Genomic DNA, 20,034 nt, shown 5'->3' on the forward strand with positions numbered 1-20,034 from the left:
CGTCAGTGGCGCTTCTGGGAGAGCTGGAAGACGTCGGCGGCGAGCCGGGTGGCGGTGCTCCGGGTGGCGCGGGCGAGCAGGTCGGTCCGGATGACGCCGCCGGCCGCGAGGTGGCGGTCGTACGGGAGCACGTGGACGGCCGTGCCGGTGGTGCGCAGGGTGCGCACGGCCGCCTCGACGTCGACGCCCGCGTGGGGGGTCAGTTCGGTGACGACGACGACCGTCCCGGCGATGACGTGCGCGGGCAGGGCGCGCATCCACTGCAGGACGGCGTGGGTGCTGGCGATGCCGTCCAGGGTGGCCGGGGTGGTGATGACCCGGGCCTGGGCGGCGGAGAGCGCGACGCGGGCGACCTCGTCGGGCAGCGTCTGGCAGTCGACGACGGTGACGCCGAAGTAGCGGCGCAGCGCGACCATGACGCGCTGGTAGCCGCGGGCGTCGAGCATCGCGCCGATCTGGCCCTGACTGCCCGGCAGGAGCCAGGAGTTGTTCTGCAGCTGGACCAGGTAGCCGGTGATGTCCAGCAGCGACATCTGCGGCTTGACGATCTCGGCGAGGTCGCTGGCGGTCCAGCGGAGCGTCTCGGTGCCCAGCCGGATCGGCAGCGAGCCGAGCGCGGTGTCGGCCTCGACGAACAGGACCGGGTCCTGGCGGTAGTGGGCGTAGGTGGTGCCGAGCAGGGCGGCGACCGTCGACTTGCCGGCGCCGCCGCGGATCGAGGTGACGGCGATCTGGCGGCCGGTGGTCACCGGCTGCTGGAGGCTCTCGGCGATCCGCGTGATCTCGGCGACCTCGCGGGAGGCGGAGGAGGAGACGTTCTTCCACACCGCGTGCGCGGCCCGGGTGGCGAACGGCTCGCCGCCGCGCGGCTTGCGGCCGAGCGCGGTCAGGCTGCCGTCGACGGTGGGGCGGGACTCCGGCGTCCGCTGGGTCGTCACCTGCGGCTGCTGCTCGTACGGCTGCTGCGGGTACGGCTGTCGGCCCTGCGGCGGCTGGTACTGCTGCGCGGCGGGGTCCTGCGGCGGCGCCTGGTCGTACGGCACCCGGTCCTGCGGCGGTCCCGCGGGCGCGGGCCGGGCCCCGTCGGCCGGCGGTGGGCCCCACGCGGAACCGTCGAGCTGGGCCCGCAGATCGCGCAGGACGTCGCCCTGCCAGTTCTCCCCGTTCGACATGACTTCCTCTGCCCCTCCAGATCCGACCTGCTGACGGGTGGCTCAGAACTTGCTGAGCAGTTGCCCGTACACCCCGAACACCCCGACGGCCAGCGGGAACAGCCCCACCATGCCGATCGACTCCACCAGGTCGGCCACCCGGCGCAGCCGCACCTGGGTGTGCTCCGGCGGCTGCACCGCCAGCGCGACCAGCGGCAGCACCGCCGCGACGCACAGCACGGCCAGTGCCCCTGCCCCGCCGCCGTGCCCGACCCACAGCACCACCAGGCGCACCGTGAGCACCGCGGCCGCGGCGAGCAGCGCCACGACCTCGGCGACCAGCGGGAACGCCCGTGCCCGGGACAGCAGCACCACGGCGACGAGCGACGGTAGCACCACCGTCCAGGCCGTCGGCTTCGCGGCCAGCGTCAGCAGCCAGCCCGCGGCGGCGGCCGACGTGGCGGTCGCGATCGTGGCGAGCGCGAGGCCGCGGTGCGTCGCCGCGAGCGCGGTGCCCACCGAGTGCCGGCTGACCGACGCGCCGGCCGAGCGGCGGTCGTCCAGCGCGGTCAGGCCCGAGGCCATCAGGGCGAGCCGCGGCAGGACGCCGAGCAGCACCACCGAGAACAGCGCCATCAGGGCGCCCACCCGGGCCGGTTCGGTGTGGACGGCGGCCACCGCCTCCCACACCGCGGTGATCACGGTGAGGGCGCCGGCGCCGATCAGGCCGCCGCGGCCGAGCGGCGAGAAGAAGCCGAGCATGACGACGGTCACGGCGAGCGCGCCCGCCACCGCGGCCAGCCGCACCGGCGGCCCCCAGTGGTAGGCGTCCGCCGCGGTCCACGCGCCGAGGATGCCGAGCCCGCCCGAGGCCAGCAGCAGCGCCGTGGCCAGGCCCCGGTTGCCCTCCCCGATCTTCGACACCAGCGCGCCGGCGGCCAGCAGCACGGCGGCCACCGCGAGCAGTCCGCCGGCCAGCGGGGCCAGCGGGAACTCGTGCCGGGCCAGCACGGCGGCCGTCACGGCGAACGCCACCGTCGCGACCCCGGCGCTGCCCCGGCGCGCGGCCGGGCGCCAGCGCCAGGCGCGCAGGTCCAGGTCGTCGGAGACGAGGTCGACGACGTCGTGCACGACCGGGGCGGGCGGGGCGGAGTGCGCGCGGACCAGCCGCAGGACGGCGCCGTCGGCCACGCCCGCGGAGTCCAGGGTGCTGTCGTGCGGCAGCGCCGAGCCGTCCGGGGTCACCAGCTGGCGGGTCATCGGGCGGTTCGCGGCCCGGTCGTCGAGCAGCTGCAGCACGTCCGGGAGCAACATGCCGATCGGTGTGTCGGAGGGCAGGACCACGTCGGCCCGGCGCCGCTCCCCGATCAGGGTCACCCTGCTGAGACGGGCCGGGGAAGTCGTTGCTGTGCTCACCACTTGCGGGAACCTATCATCGCGACCTTTGCGACCTCTCGGGCCGATGCTTCTACGAATGGGCCGGTTCGGGGGACTTCGCGGCCTTTGTCGGTGCGGCCTGCTGCGTCGACTGCGGCCCGGCCTTCGGCGCCGACTGCGGGGTCACCGCGTGGGTCGCCGACGGGGACACCGACGGCGTGGGCGGGCGCGACGGGTCCGGCGAGTCGTGGGGCACCTGGAACTGCTGCTGCTGCTTCTGCTGGTCGGCCTTCTGCTTGGCCAGCGTGGTCTGCAGGAACGACCACCCGACGCAGCCGGCGCACAGCACGGCCGCGATCGCGATCCCCGTGAACACCTTCCCGAACCGTTCGTCGGCCGTCCGCCGCACCCGCTGCGCGCCGAAGAGCAGCGCGTCGCGCATCCTGCGCCGACGCACCGCCACCGACTCCAGCAGCTGACTGTCGTAGTCCCGTGCCATTCGCCGCCCGCCGTCTCCCCCGTGTCTTGCCTGTGCAACATAAGGCATGCGTCGGGCCGAAGCACACCCCGTCGGTGGGGGGAAGAGGCGGGGGCTTCGGGGCGGGAGGAGGAGATGGGGGGAAGGGGGACGGGAGCTGTGGGGGATTGGGGGAGAGGGGGAGACGGCGTCAGGCGAGGGCCGGTGTGGGGAGGGAGCCGGCGGCGGTCAGGTAGGTGTGGGTGTCGGGGAGGGTCTCCAGCAGGGTGCGCTGGTGGCGCTTGATGCGGGTGAACGCGTCGTCGGCGGTGCGGATCGCGTGCGGGTGGTGGGCGAGGGACGGGGGCGGGGCGGCGGTGTGCGGGGTGAGGGCGGTGAGGAGGGCGCGCAGCGGGAGCTCGTCGGGGGTGGGGGCGAGGCCGGCGGCGTGGGCGTCGAGGACCTGGCGCAGGTGGTCGGGGGCCGGGACGGGCGGTGCGTAGGGGGAGGTGAGCCGGCGGAGCCGGGCGAGGTCGAGGGCCTGCTCGTGCAGGGCGGCGGCGGTGGCGTCGAAGCGGGCGGCCGGGGTCGTGCGGCCGTCGCGGGAGGGGAGGTCGCGCACCAGCCGGTCGAGCAGGGCGAGGGTGTCGGCGTGGTCCTCGTCCAGGGGGTCGGCACTGGCGGCGGCGGTGCCGAGGGCCAGGCAGTTCCCGACCCAGCTGCGGCGCAGCCGGCCCGCGGGGGTGGCGGTGTGGGTGACGACGGCGCCGGCCGGGGCGCCGAGGATCCGTTCGGCCTCGGCGGCGCCGGTGCGCCCGCTCGCGTAGGCGAGGCCGGTGGTGCGGCGACCGAGGAGGGTGCGGTGCCAGGTGTGGCCCTCGGGGCGGGTCGTGACGGCGGTGTAGGGCGCGACGCCGTGGCGGGCGCTGTCGTGGGGGAGCGTGACGGTGGCGAGCGTGTCGGCGACGAGGCCGTCGGCGGCGGGCCGGAACGGTTCGCCGAGGATGCCGGTGAGCAGGCGGGCGGCGCGGCCGGTGCAGTCGAGGAAGAGGTCGGCCTCCTCGCGGCCGCGGGTCGTGTGCAGCGCGGTGACCAGGCCTGCCGGGTCGCGTTCGGCGCCGAGGATCTCCGCGCTGTGCAGCCGTACCCCGCAGGTCTGGACGGCGGTGCGGCGCAGGAAGTGGGTGAGCATCGCGGTGTCGGCGTGCCAGCCGTGGGGGAAGGCGGTGCGGCCGTCGAGCCAGCGCGGTGACTTCCGGGCGTCGAGCAGCGGCGGGGTGACGAAGCACGCGTGGTCGACGGGTTCCAGGGTGTGGCCGGTGCTGCGGCGCAGCTGCCAGAAGTCGGTGAGCGGGAAGCCCTCGCAGCTGGGGGTGGCGCCGGGGTCGGGCAGGTAGACCGGGTCGGGGCGCCAGCCCCGGTACCGGGTGGCCGCGTTGAAGGAGGCGCAGCAGGCGCGCAGCCACGTGCTCTCGGGGGTGCCGAGCCGGTTGAGGAGGTCGCGCCGGAAGGCGGGGGCGAGCGCGGTGACCTGCGCGGTGGGGCGTTCGGCGGTCTCGACGACCGTCACGCGGACGGTGTCCCGGAAGGCGGAGGCCAGCCGGGCCGCGGCGATCCAGGCGGTGAGCGTGCCGCCCGCGATGACGATGCGGTCGACGGGGGCGGGCGTGCGGGCGTCGAGGGTCATGGCGGGAGCGTCCAACGGCCGTGTATGGCGGGCCTATCGGGGATCTGTACCGGTGCTGCAAGACGGAGCGGAGGGCGGGTACAGACGGCGGTTCCAGTCTGTTGGTGCGGGGCCGGGGACGGCCCGACGCCACCGACGGAACGGAAACGAGGGAACGATGTTCGAGGAACTGAAGGTCGAGCACCCGCTGGACGTCCTGACCGAGATCGAGCGCAGCGCGGCCCTGGACCAGGACCTGCTGCTGCAGGACGGGGGGACGCCGTGGGCCGAGCTGCTGGCGGACTACGTCGACGCGCTGAGCGAACTGGCCGTGCGGGGCACCGCGGAGAACGGGTACATCGCGACCTACGGGCTGGACGAGGGCCACGCCGGTGGGTGCGGTTGAGGGCGGGCCGGCGGCCTGGTCCGGCGGCCTGACCCGGCGGCGGGAGCCTCGGGGTCAGGCCGCCAGGACGGCGGCGCGGCCGAGCCGGCCGAGGAGGCCGACGAGGGCCGGCATCCGGTAGCGGGCGGGGCGGTCGGCGCCGGAGCCGGGCTCCAGGAGCCGGGCGTCGCAGAGCCGCTCCAGGACGTCCTCGGCGTCGTCGAGGGGCAGGTCGAGCAGGGCCGCCGCGTCCGCCGCGGTGAGCGCGGCGAGGCCGGCGGCGGCCAGGACGGCGAGGGCGTGCGCGGCCGGGGCGTCGAGCGCGGCCAGGGCGGGGCGCAGCGCGGTGGTGATGTCCAGGCTGCCGATGCGCAGTTCGCCGAGCCGGCGTTCGGCGGGCGCCAGCCGGTCGGCGAGCCGGGCCGGGCGCCAGTGCGGGCGGTCGGCGAGGCGGGCGGCGGCGATCCGCAGGGCGAGCGGGAGGCGGTCGCAGTACTCGGCGATCCGGGCGGTGGACTCCGGGTCGGCGGCGAGGCGTTCGGGGCCGGCGATCGAGGCGAGCAGGCGGGCGGCCTCGGCGGGGCTCATCGGGCCGAGCCGCACCAGCCGGGCGCCCTCCAGGGCGGCGAGGTCCGGGCGCAGGCCGGTGACCAGGGTGCGGGTGGCGCCGCCGCCGGGCAGCAGCGGGCGGACCTGGGCGTCGTCGGCGGCATTGTCGAGCAGGACGAGCATCCGGCGGCCGGCCAGCAGGGTGCGGTAGCGCTGGGCGCGTTCGTCGAGGCCGTCGGGGACGTGGGCGGGCGCGGTGCCGAGGGCGCGCAGGAACCAGCCGAGGACCTGCCGGGGGCTGCGCGGGGTGCCGTCGGCGTCGCGCAGGTCGGCGTGGAGCTGGCCGTCGGGGAAGGCGTCGCGGGCGTGTTCGGCGGCGTACAGGGCGAGGGCGGACTTGCCGGTGCCGGGGGCGCCGGTGACGGTGACGTCCCTTCCGTCGTGCAACGCGTCGAGGACGAGCCGGAGTTCGGTCTCGCGGCCGGTGAAGTCGCGGGGCGCGGCGGGGAGCAGCGCCGGGCGGGCGACGGGCTCGGCGGTCGGCTCACCGACGGGTTCCGTGGCCCGCTCCGCGACGGGTTCGGCGGTCGGCTCCGCGGCGGGTCCGGCGGCGACGGGCTTTTCGGCGGGCGCGGCCGGGGCGACGGCGACGGCCGCCCGCTCGGGCGCGGCCGGTCCGGCCAGGGTGCCGGTGAGGATCTCCTGGTGCAGGGCCCGCAGTTCGGGGCCGGGGTCGATGCCGAGCTCGTCGGCGAGCAGCCGCCGCGCCTCCTCGTACTGGGCGAGCGCGTCCGCCTGCCGTCCGGCCCGGAACAGCGCCGTCATCAGCTGGGCGCGGGCCCGCTCCCGGACGGGGTGGCCGGTGACGTGCCGGGTGAGGCCGGGCAGCAGTTCGTCGTGCCGGCCGAGCGCCAGGGCGGCCTCGGCGTGCTGCTCGACGGCGGCGAGGTGGGCCTCGGCCAGCCGGGGGCCCTCGGCGGCGGCCAGGTGCTCGGTGACGTCGGCGAGGGCCGGGCCGCGCCAGAGCGCGAGCGCGTCGGCGAGGCGGCGTTCGGCCTCGGCGTAGCGGGCGGCCCGCAGGTCGGCGCGGCCGGCGTCGGCGAGTTCGCGGAAGCGGTCCCAGTCGACGGTGGTGCCGTCGGTGTCCATCCGGTAGCCGGCGCCGTGGCGGTGCAGGCCGTGGCCGGCACCGAGCCGGGTGCGCAGCCGGGAGACGTAGGTGTAGAGCTGGTTGGTGCTGGTCGCGGGCGGCTCCCAGCCCCACAGCAGGGTGGTGAGCCGCTCGTCGGGGACGACGCGGCCGCGGGCGAGCAGCAGGGCGGCCAGCGCGGTGCGCTGCTTGGCGCCGTCGAGCTCGACCATGCGGCCGTCGACCGCGGCCGACACCGGCCCGAGAAGCGTGAAGTCCATGCCGGCCCCCGACCGTCCAGGGCCCGCGAACGCCCGCGGGCCGACCTGGGCGAAACGCTATTGACCTGCGGTTGTATCCGGCTGTTCGGTCGCTCTCGGATCGATTTCGACGGATCGAAAGCGCTTTGAAAGCGCCCCAAAACGCGGTCTCCGTAGCGTTCGTGTCGTACCGCAGGACACCGGGTCAGGCGGACGAACGAGAGGTCCTGGAGGCCACCGTGAACAGCGCTCTTCTCTCCGCCCGCAAGACCGCGCACACCGCGGTGGTCGCTCCGCTCGGCAGGCTCGCGGCGAGCGCGGCCGTGCTCCTCGTCGCGGTCGGCGGGGTGGCGGCCGGCCAGGGCAGCGCGGTCGCGGCGGACTCCTCGAACGCCTCGGTGCAGGCCGCCGCCATCAGCACCCACCCGGTCGGCTACACCCTGAAGAAGGATGACCCGTGGACCTGATCCCGCCGAGCGCCCGGACCGTCAGGGCTGCACGAGTTCGAACAGCCGCCCCGAGTCGACCGGTCCGCCGTCCGCGATCGCCACCATGAGCCGGTCGATCCGCTCCGACCAGCCGCCCGCGCCGACCTCGGCGAAGAGGCCCGACGCGGCCCGCAGCATCGCCACCGCGCCGTCGCGGTCCCCGCGCAGCGCCTGCACGCAGCCCAGCACCGCACCCGCCCTGGCCTGGAGGAACGTGTCCGGCACCGCCTCCGCGGCCTGGAGCGCGCTGCGCAGCACCGGCTCCGCCTCCTCGCCCCGGCCCTGGCACCACAGGGCCTCGCCCAGCGCCCTCAGCACGTGCGTCTCGCCGCGCCGGTCCCCGCTGCCGAGCACCAGCTCCAGCGCGCGCCGGCAGGCCTCCTCGGCCCGGACCCCGTCGCCCGCGCGGATCAGCGCCTCCGCCAGCCGGACGGTGCTCTGCGCCTCGCCCCGCACGGTGCCGAGCCCCCGGCTGCGCGCCACCGCCTCCGACGACAGCACCAGGCTCGCCTGCGCGTCCCCGCGCTCCAGCTCGATCTGCGCCAGCAGGCCCAGCACATGGGCCTCGGCGTAGCGGTCACCGCCCCTGCGGAAGATCTCCAGGGAGCGGCGGCCGGTCTCCACGGCCCGGTCCAGGTCGCCGCGCTGGCGTTCGCACAGCGCCAGGTTGCGCAGGACCAGGGCGCGGCCCTGGTCCTGGCCCTGCTCCTCGAACAGGCGCAGGGCCAGGCCGAGCCGCCGGTAGGCGCTGTCGTGCTCGTACTGGACGATCTCCAGGGTGCCGAGCGAGTGCAGCATCGCCGCCTCGGCGAGGGCGTCGCCGGTGCGGTGGGCGGTGGCGAGCGCGGCTTCGGCGCCCTCGCGCCAGTCCTCCAGGTAGTTGCGGTTCTGGTAGAGGGTGACGGTGGTCATCACCAGGTCCCAGGCGTAGCCGGACTCGTCGTCGCGGGCGGCCTGCTGGATCAGTCCGTTGATCGCGGCGCGCTCGGCCTCGAACCACTCCATCGGGTCCTCGACCAGGTCGTCGGTGAGGTGGCGGGGCAGCGGGTGCAGCGGGGCGGTGCCCGGCACCACGGTGAAGTCGCCCCCGTAGACCCGGCGGTGGGCCTCCTTGGCGAGGCCCAGCCACACCGCGCAGGCCCGCCGCAGGGCCTGCCTCAGGTCACCTTCTCCGTCCTCGGCAAGCGCGCACTCGCGAGCGAAGAGGCGGAGGAGGTCCTGGAAGCGGTAGCGGACGTGGCCCGCGCTGGCGCTGAGCGGCTCCAGCAGCTGGGCGTCGACGAGCTGCTCGATGAGGTCCTCGGCGTCGACCGGGTCGATGTCGAGCACGGCGGCGCCGGCCCAGGCCGAGAACTCGGTGACGTTGAGCGAGCCGAGCAGCCGGAACATCCGGGCCGCCCCGGCCGGCAGGTCGCGGTAGCTGAGCCGGAAGCCGGCCCGCACGCCGCGGGCGTCCAGGCTGAGTTCGTCCAGCCGCCGGCGCTGGTCCTCCAGCCGGGCGACGAGGGTGCGCACCGTCCAGTGCGGTTTGGCGGCCAGGCGGGCGGCGGCGATCCGCAGCGCGAGCGGCAGGCGGTCGCACAGTTCGCTGAGCCGGGCCGCGCCGGCCGGGTCGGCGGCGAAGCGCTCGGCGCCGGCCACCCGGGACAGCAGCGCGACGGCCTCGTCCTCGCCGAGCGAGGGCAGGTGCAGCGGGACGAGCGCGTAGTCGCCGGCGAGCCGGCTGCTCAGGCTGTCGCGGCTGGTGACGAGCACGCAGCAGGTCGAACTGCCGGGCAGCAGCGGGCGGATCTGCTCGAAGGAGCGGGCGTTGTCGAGCACGATCAGCACCCGCCGGTCGTACAGGACGCTGCGGAACAGCGCGGTGCGCTCGGTCGGGTCGGCCGGGACCTGCGGCCCCGGCACGCCGAGGGCGCGCAGGAAGCGGTCGAGGACGGCGGACGGGCGGCGCGGCTCCTCCTCCTCGTCGTAGCCGCGCAGGTCGGCGAAGAGCTGGCCGTCCGGGAAGCGCGCGGCGACCTGGTGGGACCAGTGGACGGCGAGCGCGGTCTTGCCGACGCCGCCGGTGCCGATGATCGAGCCGACCGGCAGCGAAGCGCCGCCCTGGTGCTCCAGCAGCCGGTCCAGCGCGGCGAGTTCCTGGTGGCGGCCGGTGAACGCGGCGGGCACCGGCGGCAGGTGGGCGGGCACGGCCAGGGCCGGCGCCGCCGCGGGCGTCGTGGGCAGGGTGAGTTCGGGGGCGTCGTTGAGGATGTCCTCGTGCAGTTCCTGGAGCGTCGGCCCGGGGTCGATGCCGAGCTCGTCGGCGAGCAGCCGGGCGCCGTCGCGGTAGGCCTCCAGGGCCTCGGCGCGCCGGCCGGCCCGGTAGTGGGCGAGCATCAGGTGCGCCAGGGACTGCTCGCGCAGCGGGTGCTCGCGGACGAACGCGGTGAGGTCGCCGATGAGTTCGCGGTGCTCGCCGAGCTCCAGGCGCAGCGCGCTGAGCTGCTCGTGGACGTCCAGCCGCAGTTCGGACAGCCGGGCGGCCTCGGCCTCGACGGCGTCGGCGGTGATGCCGGCCAGGGCGGGGCCGCGCCACATCGCGAGGGCGTCCTCGTAGTGGGCGCGGGCCTCCTCGGCGCGCCCGCGCCGGGCGGCCTCCCGGCCCTCGGCGGCGCGCTCCTCGAACTCGACGGCGTCGATGCGGTGTTCGCCGGGGTGCAGCAGGTAGCCGGGGTGGCTGGTGACGATCAGGTCGTCGATGCCGATGGCGGTCTTGAGGGTCTTGCGCAGGCCGGAGACGCAGATGGCGATCTGGTTGCGGGCGGTGGCGGGCGGGCTGCCGTTCCAGACCGCGTCGGCCAGGGTGTCGACGGAGACCACCCGGCCGGGCGCGAGCAGCAGCATGGACATCACGGTGCGCTGGCGGGCGCCCTGGAGGGCGACCGGCCGTCCGTCGGCGCTGATGTCCAGCGGCCCCAGGATCCGGAACACCACCTGAAGCACGGCTGCCCTCCTCCACTCGGCCGCCGCCACATCCGGAATGGCCCCGACCTCTTCACTCTGAGTTACAGGTCGTCGGTGCGGGGCCGCAACGCGGACGGCAGCAAGCTGCCAGCGTTCAGCGGTGCGCGGCCCAGGAGGCGGGCGGGAGCACGCCGCCCGCCTCCCAACGGGCGGCCGGGGCCGGGTCGGCGGGGTCCCGCGCGGCGGCGCGGGTGCTCAGCAGGACGGCGATCGCGGCGAGCTCCTCCGCGGTGGGGCTGCCGCTGATGACCCGGAACAGGGCGGGCCCGAGCGGGCCTTCGAGCACGGACGCGGTCTCGCCGGGCATGACGCTCACTCCTTCGCTTACACCGGGGGGTTGCCGTGCTTGCGGGCCGGTCCGACGGCGTGCTTGGTCCGCAGCATGGCGAGGGCGTGGATCAGGGTGGCGCGGGTTTCGGCGGGATCGATCACGTCGTCGATCAGGCCGCGTTCGGCCGCGTAGTACGGGTGCATCAGCTCGGCCCGGTACTCCTTGACGAGCTGCCGGCGCATCGTCACCGGGTCGTCGGAGTCGGCGATCCGGCGCCGGAAGACGACGTTGGCCGCCCCCTCGGCCCCCATGACGGCGATCTCGTTCGAGGGCCAGGCGTAGGTGAGGTCGGCGCCGATCGACTGGGAGTCCATGACGATGTAGGCGCCGCCGTACGCCTTGCGCAGGATCAGCGAGATGCGCGGGACGGTGGCGTTGCAGTAGGCGTACAGCAGCTTGGCGCCGTGCCGGATGACGCCGCCGTGCTCCTGGTCGACGCCGGGCAGGAAGCCGGGCACGTCGACCAGGGTGACCAGCGGGATCGAGAAGGCGTCGCAGAGCTGGACGAAGCGGGCGGCCTTCTCGCTCGCGCTGATGTCGAGGACGCCGGCCAGCCGCAGCGGCTGGCTCGCGACGATGCCGACCACCTGGCCGCCGAGCCGGGCCAGGGTCGTGATGACGTTGGTGGCCCACCGCTCGTGGACCTCCATGTGCTCGCCGTCGTCGACGAGCTCCTCGATCACCGCGCGCATGTCGTACGGGCGGTTGCCGTCGACGGGGACGAGCTCCAGCAGGCGGTCGTTGCGCCGCTCGGCCGGGTCGCCGGCGGGCGTGGCGGGCGGGGTCTCGCGGTTGTTCTGCGGCAGCAGGGAGAGCAGGTAGCGGACCTCGGCGAGGCAGGTCTCCTCGTCGTCGTACGCGAAGTGCGCGACGCCGCTGGTGCCGGCGTGGACGTCGGCGCCGCCGAGGCCGTTCTGGGTGATCTCCTCGCCGGTGACGGCGCGGACGACGTCCGGGCCGGTGATGAACATCTGCGAGGTCTCGCGGACCATGAAGACGAAGTCGGTCAGCGCGGGCGAGTACGCCGCGCCGCCCGCGCACGGTCCGAGCATCACCGAGATCTGCGGGATGACGCCGCTCGCCCGGGTGTTGCGCTGGAAGATGCCGCCGTAGCCGGCGAGGGCGGTCACGCCCTCCTGGATGCGGGCGCCGGCGCCGTCGTTGAGCGAGACGAGCGGCGCGCCCGCGGCCAGGGCCATGTCCATGATCTTGTGGATCTTCTGCGCGTGGGCCTCGCCCAGGGCGCCGCCGAAGATCCGGAAGTCGTGCGCGTAGACGAAGACCGTCCGGCCGTGGACGGTGCCCCAGCCGGTGATCACGCCGTCCGTGTACGGGCGCCTGGCCTCCAGGCCGAAACCCGTGGCGCGGTGCCGGCGCAGCGGCTCGACCTCGTGGAAGGAGCCCTCGTCCAGGAGCAGGTCGATGCGCTCGCGGGCGGTCAGCTTGCCCTTCGCGTGCTGGGCCTCGGTGGCCTTCTCGCTCGGCCCGTGCCGGACGTCCCGGCGGATCAGGTCGAGTTCGGCGACCCGGGCGGCCATGGTCATGAGGGGGGCTCCTTGGGTACGCCCGCGTCAGCGGGGGCGGAGGGCTAGCGGAGGGCCAGGTGCTCGCACAGGGCGAGGAGGGCGCGCCGGGCCGGGAGGTCGGGCAGGGTGTCCAGCGCGGTCCGGGCCCGGTCGAGGCGGCGGTGCATCACGGCCTCGGTCTCGGCGAGCGCGTCGGAGCGCTCGAACAGTTCCAGTGCGCGCGGCACGTCGGCGGCGGGCACGGGACCGGCCGCGAGCAGGGCGCGCAGTTCGGCATCGGCCGGGTCGGCGCCCTCGCGGGCGAGCAGGACGGGCAGGCTCGGCACGCCGGCGAGCAGGTCGGTGCCGCGCGGTTTGCCGCTGAGCTCGGCCGGCCGGCGCAGGTCCAGCAGGTCGTCGGCGACCTGGAAGGCGATGCCGAGCTGCTCCCCGTACTCGGTGAGCGCGGCGGCGGCGGAGGCGGGCGCGCCGGCCTGGACGGCGCCGATCGCCAGCGACATCGACAGCAGGGCGGCGGTCTTGCCGGCCGCCACGTGGAAGTAGTGGGTCACCGGGTCCACGTCGGGGCCGGGGCCGGTGAGTTCGCGCAGCTGGCCGGAGACCAGGCGCCCGGCGGTGCGGGCGTTCAGGTGGACGGCGGCCGGGCCGAGGTCGGCGGCGAGCTGGGCGGCGCGGGCGAGCAGCCAGTCGCCGCTGAGCACGGCGGCGCGCTCGCCCCAGCGGGCGTGCACGCTCGGGATGCCGCGCCGGGTGGCGGCGCCGTCCATGACGTCGTCGTGGCACAGCGAGGCGAGGTGGACGAGCTCGGCGATCGCGGCCGCCTGCGGGACGCCCGGCGCCCACGGGTCGCCGAACTCCGCGCCGAGCAGCACCAGCAGCGGGCGCAGCCGTTTGCCGCCGGCGGCGGCGAGGTGGCCGGTGAGGGGCCCGATGCGCGGGTCCAGGGCGTCGTGGGCGCTGGCCTGGAGCCACTCCTCGGCCCCGGCCAGTGCCGCGCGCAGCCGGTTCTCGAACTCGGGTTCGGCGAGTTCGAGCCGATCGAGCAGCTCGGCGGCGGACGGTTCCGGGGTGGTGCCCGGGCCGGTGACGGCCACGGCTTCGTACGTCTGTCCGGCCGTCATGCGGAAACCTCCTCCGCGGCCGCGCCGCGCTGGATTCAAGGGATCGTGCGCCAGCTTCGAACGGGTGCGCACCGGTGTTCAACAGCGCTGTCAGGAAGGTGCCACTAGGACCGTCGCGGGCGTTTTGACCAGGGAATCGTCAGCTTCCTGCCAAGATTTCCGCGGACCGGCCGACCACGAACGCCCGCCGCTTACGCTCCCTGGCGATCACCCACCAGGAAGGCACGGACAATTGCGCACCCGAATAGCCCTCGCCGCGGCCCTCGCCGCCGGCGCCCTCGCGCTGACGGCCGCCCCGGCCACCGCCGCCACCACCGCGACCGGGGCGGCTGCGGCCCCGGCCGCGAAGGACTGCGGCGAGCTGAAGCTGACCGGCGCCCTGCCGGCCCCGCCGGCCGGGATGGCCGTGCAGCAGCAGGTGTCCGTCGGCGCCGACTGCAAGCCGGTGCTGGGCGAGGTCAGGCTCGTCCCGGCCGAGTCCGGCGCCGTCGCGGCCCGTTCGGCACAGGCCGCTGTGGAGGCCGGCACCACGCGCCAGTTCAAGAGCGCCAGCGAGTGGTACGACTGCTGCAACATCCGGATGACCGGTCTGTACACGACCTCGTCGTGGACCACCGACGGCACCCGGATCAGCGCCGCGAACACCGACGCGACCCAGCAGTGGAACCGCGAGCCGTGGAATGCCGGCTGGTCCCTGAAGTCCGCGACGAAGAACACCGACTGCACCGCGGACTGCACCGTCTCGCACACCCAGGCCGACGCCGAATTCACCTACAAGGGGATATTCGACGTGACCGGTGCGTGGTACGCGAACACCATGCACTCGTTCATCGACCTCAATGCGGACGGCACCGCCACCTGCCGGTTCGAGACCGAGACCCGGCACACCTTCATCGGGTGGAACTGGCAGCACAGCTGTCAGTGACCCGATTTCCCTGAATTCGCGGATTCTCCGGACTTTCCGGACGTTCCGGAATTCGTGTGCGGGCTGGGCGCGGCGACCGTCAGGAGCCGCGCCCAGCTGTCGTGGCGGCCCTTCTCCCCGATCAGCCGGCCCTCGGCCTCCACCCACGCGTGCGCGGTGAACGGCGGCGCGGTGCGCACCCCGACGCACCAGGTCGGCCAACTGCCCCGGGCGCGGCACAGCAGGGTGACGGCGACCGAGCGCGGCAGGCAGCTGCGCAGCCCGTTCATGGCGAGGCTGGTGGCCAGGACGGCGTCCCGCACGGCCCCGGTCTCGTCCGCGCCGGCGGGCCGGGCGCCGCGGCTGAGCACGGCCAGCACGCGCTGGAGCCGGTGCGCGGGCAGCAGGACGAGCAGCCGGGCGAGGCCCACCGCCGTCCGGATCGCCAATCGCCTGGGCAGCGGCGGGCGTTGGCTCCGGTCGTGCTCAAGGGCGAAGGTGAAGCTCACGGCGCGACCAGCCCGGCCTCCCGCAGGCCGTCGACCAGGGCGGCCACGTCGGCGGCGGCCCGCTCCCGGTCGACGTCGAAGGCCTCGGTGAGGCCGTCGACGGCGTCGGCCTCCGACCCGCCGTCGAGCAGGGTGCGGGCCACCACGGTGGCGGTGGGGTTGAGCTGCCAGTACTGGCCGATCCTGGCGTCGAGCAGGACGCCGCCGTACTCGGTCTCGGCCACGGTGAGGTGTTCGTGGTTGCGCAGCTTCATCGGTGCTTCTCCGTTCGGCAGGTCGTCGGTGCTCAGGCGGTGCGGAGCCAGGCCTCGCAGGCGAGCGTGGACGTCAGGGGGTTGTAGGCGAGTTCGGGCGAGCCGGGGGTGCGGCAGAGGCGGCGCAGCGCGTCCGGGTCGACCAGGCCGGCCCGGGCCAGCGCGCTGTCCTCCCAGACCGCCGCCAGTTCCTCGCGGTGCCGGTAGAGGCCGAGCGTCGCCTCGGGCGAGCCGTCGCCCTTGGTGCGCCGGGCGAGGCTGCGGTCCGGGACGATCCCGCGCATCGCCTCGACCAGCAGGGGCTTGTACGCCCAGGGCGTGGCGCGGAGTTCGGGGCGGGCGCCCAGTGCGGCGTCGACGACCCGGTCGTCGAAGTACGGGTTGGCCACCGGCACGCCGGCCAGGCGGCCCATCTCCTCCAGGCCGCGCATCTCCTGGGTGCCGGCGTGGATGCCGGCGAGGTCGTGGTGGCGGCCGCGGGTCGCCGCGAGCGGTTCGACGGTGGGGGCGGCCTCGGCCAGGGCCTGCTCGACCCGTTCCAGGCAGTCGAGGGTGAACCACGACGCGATCACCGGGTCGTGCAGCCAGCCGAAGGACGGGCGGCCCGGGTCGAGGGAGCCGGAGGAGCGGGTGGTCAGGGCCGCGAAGCTCCTCCGGTACGAGCGGCGGTCCAGCAGTGCGCCCGCGACCGCGCGGCGGGACCAGCCGAACAGGGTGCGGTAGCCGCGCAGGGCGGCGAGCGTGAGCAGCGGCCGGGTGGGCAGCAGGGCGTGGTAGTCGACCGCGCTGCCGAGGAACAGGTGGTCGCCGCCGTTTCCGGTCAGGTGCAGCCGGGAGCCCCGCTCGGCCATCCGCTCGATGAAGTGGGTGACCCGGTCGCGGCTGACGACGATCCCGACCGGGGTGTCGTGCCGGCCGCCGTCGTTCATCGCCCCGCTGTAGAAGAGCGGGAGTTCGGAGGCGGGGGCGAGGAAGTGCTCGGTGTCCACGAGGCGTTCGGCGGCGAGCCGGGCCCAGTGGCCGTCGTCGTTCTCGGACTCGTCGCCGGTGGCGGTGCAGGCGATGAGCTTCGGGTTCCCCGGGCCGCCCGCGGCCAGGAAGCACAGGGACGTGGAGTCGAGCCCGCCGGAGAGGTCCGCGCTGATCAGGCCGGAGTCCGCGGTGCGCAGGGCGACGGCCTCGGTCAGCGTCGACCGGACGTCGCGGGCCGCCTCGGCGAGGCCCAGGACCGGCTCGGGCGGCCGGTGCCAGCGCCGCTGCCTCGGCGGCAGCCCCTCGCGCAGCTCCAGGCAGTGGCCGGGCGGGACGGGCCGGACGCCGTGCCACATGGCGCGGTCGGCGAACGGCGCCGGCAGCGGGTTGAGCAGCCGCAGCGCCACGGAGGTGAGGTCGGGCCCGGCGCCGGCGAACCGGGCGAGCTCGGCGGCGCGGTCGCCCGCGACGACGGCGCCCGCGATCCTCGTCCAGGCGATCCGGCGGGTGCCGTACGCGGTGCCCTGGACCCGCATCGCGCCGTCGGTGGCGGCCAGCAGGTGGAACTGTCCGGGGAGTTCGAGCCCGAGCCGGTCCAGGCCGGTCGGCTCGCGCACCGGGGCGACCCGCCGGGCCAGGTCGGCCGCGGTGACGCCGAAGGTGCCGATCAGGGCGACCGTCAGGTGGGGGGACCGGACGACCAGGAGCTCCCCGGCGGACCAGTGTCCGACGATCCAGGGCCGCCCGGAGGCGTGGGGGATGACATCGAGTTCCGGGCGGTCGGCGCACAGGCGCCGGGCCACGGCGCACGCGGCCGCGCTGTCTGGGAACGCGAAGAAGAACGGTGTGCCGTGGCCGGACATCACATCAGCTCCAGTTTTCCGGCGGTCACATGATCTGGCCGTGGAAGAAATCCCAGCTGAAGATTCCCTTCCAGCCGGTGACGGCGCGGAACGTTCCGGCGGACTCGAAAACCGGGGTCTCGTACTGCTTCTTGGACATGTTTTCTTCCTTTCTCGGGAGGGATTGCGGGGATCGTCCGGAGTTCTCTCCGGAGTTTCCTCAGGGGTGTTTCCCCGACGAAGAGTCTTGGCTCGAACGGGCGGCCGCTCAACGGCGTTGGCCTGAAGTGCCGGGGAACGCGGAATTCCGCCGGGAATTCCAAGATCGGCTGGCAGCGAGTGGACATGTGATCGGATGGTGCACGGGTGGCCGGATCCTGGCAGCAAGCTGTCAGTGCCACCGGAAAGGCACAGGTCAGCGCCATACGATTTATGGCCAGCATGCACCTGACGATCTGATTGGCAGTGTCATATGACAATCGAAGCCAGCCGAGCCCTGGCCCCCGGAGCCGCCCTGGACGGCACGCCCCCGCCGCCGCGCTGGGCGGTCTGGGTCGCACACGCGGTGCCGCTGATCGCCCTGCCCTCCACCCTCTGGCGCCTCGCGATGGCCATCGGCGTGCCCGTCGGGTACAGCACGGAGGTGCTGCGCCACGACTACGGCATCCCCGGCAACGGCTACCTGGTGCTGCCCGCCATCTGCGTGCTCCAGGAGGGCGCCGCCCTGCTCACCCTCGGACTCGTCCGCGACTGGGGGATCGTCGCCCCGCGCTGGCTGCCGCTGATCGGTGGTAAGCAGGTCCGCACCTGGGCCGCCGTGACGGCCGCGCTGCTGGGCGCCGCCATCCTCACTGCCGTGACGATCAGTCAGGCCGCCGTGTGGGACAGCGTCGACAGCGAGAACCTCAAGGGCATGCACCGGGCTGTCATGGGCTGGCTCTACATGCCGCTGCTGCTGTGGGGGCCGCTGCTCGCCGTCGTGACGGTCAACTACGCCTCGCGCCGGCGCCGTCGGGCATGAGCGAGCGGATCGCGGAGGAGCGGGCATGAGCGAGCGGACAGCGGAGGAGCGACCATGAGCGCTGCCGCGATCGTCCTGCTGGGGGCGCTGTCGCTGTTCGTCTTCGTCACCGGCCTCGCCTCGGGCGCGCGCCGGCTGCTCGGGGTCCGGCTGGGCAAGGGGCGCGCGATCGCCACCGGCGCGGTCGGCCTGGCCAGCGGCAGTCTGGTCAGCTACCCGCTGCGCGACGTCCAGCCCTTCGCCCTGGTGACCCTGGAGATCGGGGTCTCGCTGGTCGTCGCCATGCTCTTCCTGGCGGCCACCGAGGTGTTGCTGCCCTCGTCCCCGATGCGCGGACTCGCCCGGCTGCCCGGCTCGCTGCGCCGCCAGGTGGCCCGCACCCGGCGCTACGGCCGGCTCAGCCGGATATTCGTCCGGCACGGCCTCGGCCGGTTCCTCAGCGGGCGCACCCGGCGCGGGCCGGGCGCCGCCGCCGAACGGGCCGTGCTGGCGGCCTCGTTGCGGCTCGCGCTGGAGGAGGCCGGGGTCACCTTCGTCAAGCTCGGGCAGGTGATGTCGACCCGCTACGACCTGCTGCCGCCGGAGTTCATCGCCGAGCTGAGCCTGCTCCAGGACCAGGCCACCCCGGAGCCCTGGGAGTCCGTCGAGCAGGTGCTGCGCGAGGAACTGGGCGCCGCGCCGGACGAGGTGTTCGCCGAGTTCGACACCAAGCCGTACGCGGCCGGCTCGATCGCCCAGGTCCACCGGGCCAGGCTGCCCGACGGACAGCACGTCGCGGTCAAGGTGCAACGGCCCGGCGCGCGCGAGATCGTCGTCGACGACCTGGACATCCTCTACCGCTTCGCCGAGCGCCTGGAGCAGCACACCGAGTGGGGCCGCAGCGTCGGCGCCGTCGCGCTGGCCCAGGGCTTCGCCGTCTCGGTGCACGAGGAGCTCGACTTCCGCATCGAGGCCCGCAACACGATGGCGGTGGCCGCGGCCATCGAGCAGGCCGGCGGCAACCCGATGGTCCGGGTGCCCGAGGTGCACGAGCGGCTCACCGGCAAGCGGGTGCTCGTCAGCGAGTGGATGACGGGCATCCCCCTGCACAGCGCCCCCAAGGTGCTCGACGAGCGCGGGCTCGACCGCAAGGCGCTGGCCGGCGCGTTGCTGGAGTGTCTGCTCGGCCAGATCATGACCAGCGGCGTCTTCCACGCCGACCCGCACCCGGGCAACCTGCTCCTGCTCGACGACGGCACCCTCGGCATGCTCGACTTCGGCTCGGTCGGCCGGATCGACCGCTCCCTGCGGGCCACCCTGCGCGGCATGCTGCTGGCCCTGCACCGCGGCGACCCGGGCGGCCTGTCCGACGCGCTGATCGAGCTCGTGGTCCACCCCGAGCACATCGACGAGCGCCAACTGGAGCGTGCCGTCGGACAGTTCCTCGCCCGGCACTTCGCCCCGGGGGTCAAGCCGGACCGCGAGATGTTCGCCGACCTGTTCGCGATCGTGGCCCGGCACGGCATCAACGTGCCGCCGGAGATCGCCGCCGTCTTCCGCGCGCTCGCCACGATGGAGGGCTCGCTCGACCGCCTGGTGCCGGGCTTTGACATCGTCGCCGAGGCCCGCTCCTTCGCCGTCACCCAGCACCTGCGCAAGCTCAAGCCCGAGACGCTCGGCCGCAGCATGGCGGAGGAACTCCTCGGCCTGGTCCCGATGCTGCGCCGGCTGCCCCGCCGGGTCGAACGGATCGGCGCCGCCATCGAGGGCGGCCAACTGACCGTCGGCGTGCGGATGTTCGCCGACCCGGAGGACCGCCGCTTCCTGCGCTCACTGGTCCACGAGATCCTGCTCGCCTTCCTGGGCGGCGTGATCGGCCTGGTCGGCGTACAGCTGCTGCGCACGGGCGGCGGGCCGATGCTCAGCAAGGGACTCGGCCTGTTCGAACTCTTCGGCTACAACCTGCTGGTGATCAGCTCGGTGCTGGTGATGCGGGTGCTCTTCCTGATGATCGGCCCCAAGCACAGACGGTGAGTTGATAGGGCCGTGGGGGGCGGGGGGCCGGGGGGGCCCCGGCGCGGCGCCCCCCCCCGCCGGCCGCGAGCCC

17 protein-coding genes and 1 pseudogene are annotated in these 20,034 nt (G+C 74.8%); 5 read left to right on the top strand and 13 right to left on the bottom strand.

The window, feature by feature from the left end; genetic code table 11:
• Nucleotides 1–2 precede the first annotated feature (2 nt).
• The 4 genes and pseudogenes from ACFV4F_RS20530 to ACFV4F_RS20545 form a co-directional block, all read right to left on the bottom strand.
• Nucleotides 3–1,172 carry a MinD/ParA family protein gene (locus tag ACFV4F_RS20530; protein WP_380504271.1) on the bottom strand — a complete coding sequence of 390 codons (1,170 nt, stop codon included), beginning with the start codon at nucleotides 1,170–1,172 and terminating at the stop codon, nucleotides 3–5.
• A 42-nt stretch (nucleotides 1,173–1,214) separates the two neighbouring features.
• Nucleotides 1,215–2,570: a type VII secretion integral membrane protein EccD gene (gene eccD, locus ACFV4F_RS20535; RefSeq protein ID WP_380436730.1), complete on the bottom strand. Its 1,356-nt coding sequence runs from the start codon at nucleotides 2,568–2,570 to the stop codon at nucleotides 1,215–1,217.
• A gap of 169 nt (nucleotides 2,571–2,739) precedes the next feature.
• Nucleotides 2,740–3,027 (bottom strand): annotated as a pseudogene (locus ACFV4F_RS20540) (hypothetical protein); the annotation flags it as partial.
• Nucleotides 3,028–3,196: 169 nt separating this feature from the next.
• A complete protein-coding gene (locus tag ACFV4F_RS20545) occupies nucleotides 3,197–4,672 on the bottom strand; it encodes a tryptophan 7-halogenase (protein ID WP_380504274.1) in 1,476 nt (491 codons plus the stop codon).
• Nucleotides 4,673–4,829: 157 nt separating this feature from the next.
• On the opposite strand from ACFV4F_RS20545, the gene ACFV4F_RS20550 reads away from it, so the two are divergent.
• Complete coding sequence (locus ACFV4F_RS20550; RefSeq protein WP_359973862.1) at nucleotides 4,830–5,057, top strand: DUF6269 family protein; 228 nt, start codon at nucleotides 4,830–4,832, stop codon at nucleotides 5,055–5,057.
• Nucleotides 5,058–5,111: 54 nt separating this feature from the next.
• On the opposite strand, the gene ACFV4F_RS20555 is transcribed toward ACFV4F_RS20550, so the two are convergent.
• Nucleotides 5,112–6,995: a BTAD domain-containing putative transcriptional regulator gene (locus ACFV4F_RS20555; RefSeq protein ID WP_380504277.1), complete on the bottom strand. Its 1,884-nt coding sequence runs from the start codon at nucleotides 6,993–6,995 to the stop codon at nucleotides 5,112–5,114.
• A 218-nt stretch (nucleotides 6,996–7,213) separates the two neighbouring features.
• Here ACFV4F_RS20555 and ACFV4F_RS20560 point away from each other — a divergent pair, with 218 nt between their 5' ends.
• Entirely contained in the window at nucleotides 7,214–7,441 is a 228-nt protein-coding gene (locus ACFV4F_RS20560; RefSeq protein WP_380436737.1) for a hypothetical protein, read from the top strand.
• Between the two features lie 21 nt (nucleotides 7,442–7,462).
• Here ACFV4F_RS20560 and ACFV4F_RS20565 read toward each other — a convergent pair whose 3' ends face one another.
• The 4 genes from ACFV4F_RS20565 to ACFV4F_RS20580 form a co-directional block, all read right to left on the bottom strand.
• Nucleotides 7,463–10,447 carry a BTAD domain-containing putative transcriptional regulator gene (locus ACFV4F_RS20565; protein WP_380436739.1) on the bottom strand — a complete coding sequence of 995 codons (2,985 nt, stop codon included), beginning with the start codon at nucleotides 10,445–10,447 and terminating at the stop codon, nucleotides 7,463–7,465.
• Nucleotides 10,448–10,562: 115 nt separating this feature from the next.
• Nucleotides 10,563–10,775: an acyl-CoA carboxylase epsilon subunit gene (locus ACFV4F_RS20570; RefSeq protein ID WP_380504279.1), complete on the bottom strand. Its 213-nt coding sequence runs from the start codon at nucleotides 10,773–10,775 to the stop codon at nucleotides 10,563–10,565.
• Between the two features lie 17 nt (nucleotides 10,776–10,792).
• Entirely contained in the window at nucleotides 10,793–12,337 is a 1,545-nt protein-coding gene (locus ACFV4F_RS20575) for an acyl-CoA carboxylase subunit beta (protein WP_380436917.1), read from the bottom strand.
• A gap of 50 nt (nucleotides 12,338–12,387) precedes the next feature.
• A complete protein-coding gene (locus tag ACFV4F_RS20580; protein ID WP_380436744.1) occupies nucleotides 12,388–13,446 on the bottom strand; it encodes a polyprenyl synthetase family protein in 1,059 nt (352 codons plus the stop codon).
• Nucleotides 13,447–13,678: 232 nt separating this feature from the next.
• Here ACFV4F_RS20580 and ACFV4F_RS20585 point away from each other — a divergent pair, with 232 nt between their 5' ends.
• Nucleotides 13,679–14,371: a hypothetical protein gene (locus ACFV4F_RS20585; RefSeq protein WP_380504281.1), complete on the top strand. Its 693-nt coding sequence runs from the start codon at nucleotides 13,679–13,681 to the stop codon at nucleotides 14,369–14,371.
• On the opposite strand, the gene ACFV4F_RS20590 is transcribed toward ACFV4F_RS20585, so the two are convergent.
• Genes ACFV4F_RS20590 through ACFV4F_RS20605 form a run of 4 tightly spaced genes read right to left on the bottom strand, consistent with a single transcriptional unit; the run spans nucleotide 14,365 to nucleotide 17,087 of the window.
• Nucleotides 14,365–14,859 (bottom strand): lasso peptide biosynthesis B2 protein, encoded by a 495-nt coding sequence (locus ACFV4F_RS20590; RefSeq protein ID WP_380504283.1) that lies wholly within the window; start codon nucleotides 14,857–14,859, stop codon nucleotides 14,365–14,367. The two genes, ACFV4F_RS20585 and ACFV4F_RS20590, sit on opposite strands and share 7 nt — an antisense overlap.
• Nucleotides 14,856–15,113: a lasso peptide biosynthesis PqqD family chaperone gene (locus ACFV4F_RS20595; RefSeq protein ID WP_359973877.1), complete on the bottom strand. Its 258-nt coding sequence runs from the start codon at nucleotides 15,111–15,113 to the stop codon at nucleotides 14,856–14,858. The genes ACFV4F_RS20590 and ACFV4F_RS20595 overlap by 4 nt, the downstream gene beginning before the upstream one ends.
• A 32-nt stretch (nucleotides 15,114–15,145) precedes the next feature.
• Nucleotides 15,146–16,948 (bottom strand): asparagine synthase-related protein, encoded by a 1,803-nt coding sequence (locus ACFV4F_RS20600; RefSeq protein WP_380504286.1) that lies wholly within the window; start codon nucleotides 16,946–16,948, stop codon nucleotides 15,146–15,148.
• Nucleotides 16,949–16,973: 25 nt separating this feature from the next.
• Complete coding sequence (locus ACFV4F_RS20605; RefSeq protein ID WP_380436753.1) at nucleotides 16,974–17,087, bottom strand: lasso RiPP family leader peptide-containing protein; 114 nt, start codon at nucleotides 17,085–17,087, stop codon at nucleotides 16,974–16,976.
• Between the two features lie 312 nt (nucleotides 17,088–17,399).
• Here ACFV4F_RS20605 and ACFV4F_RS20610 point away from each other — a divergent pair, with 312 nt between their 5' ends.
• Together ACFV4F_RS20610 and ACFV4F_RS20615 are read left to right on the top strand one after the other, a co-directional pair.
• Complete coding sequence (locus ACFV4F_RS20610; RefSeq protein WP_380504289.1) at nucleotides 17,400–17,948, top strand: hypothetical protein; 549 nt, start codon at nucleotides 17,400–17,402, stop codon at nucleotides 17,946–17,948.
• 54 nt (nucleotides 17,949–18,002) lie between these two features.
• On the top strand, nucleotides 18,003–19,961 hold the full coding sequence (locus tag ACFV4F_RS20615) for an ABC1 kinase family protein (protein ID WP_380436757.1): 1,959 nt from the start codon (nucleotides 18,003–18,005) through the stop codon (nucleotides 19,959–19,961).
• Nucleotides 19,962–20,034 lie beyond the last annotated feature (73 nt).

The organism is Kitasatospora sp. NPDC059722 (assembly GCF_042733235.1).
GTDB lineage: Bacteria > Actinomycetota > Actinomycetes > Streptomycetales > Streptomycetaceae > Kitasatospora.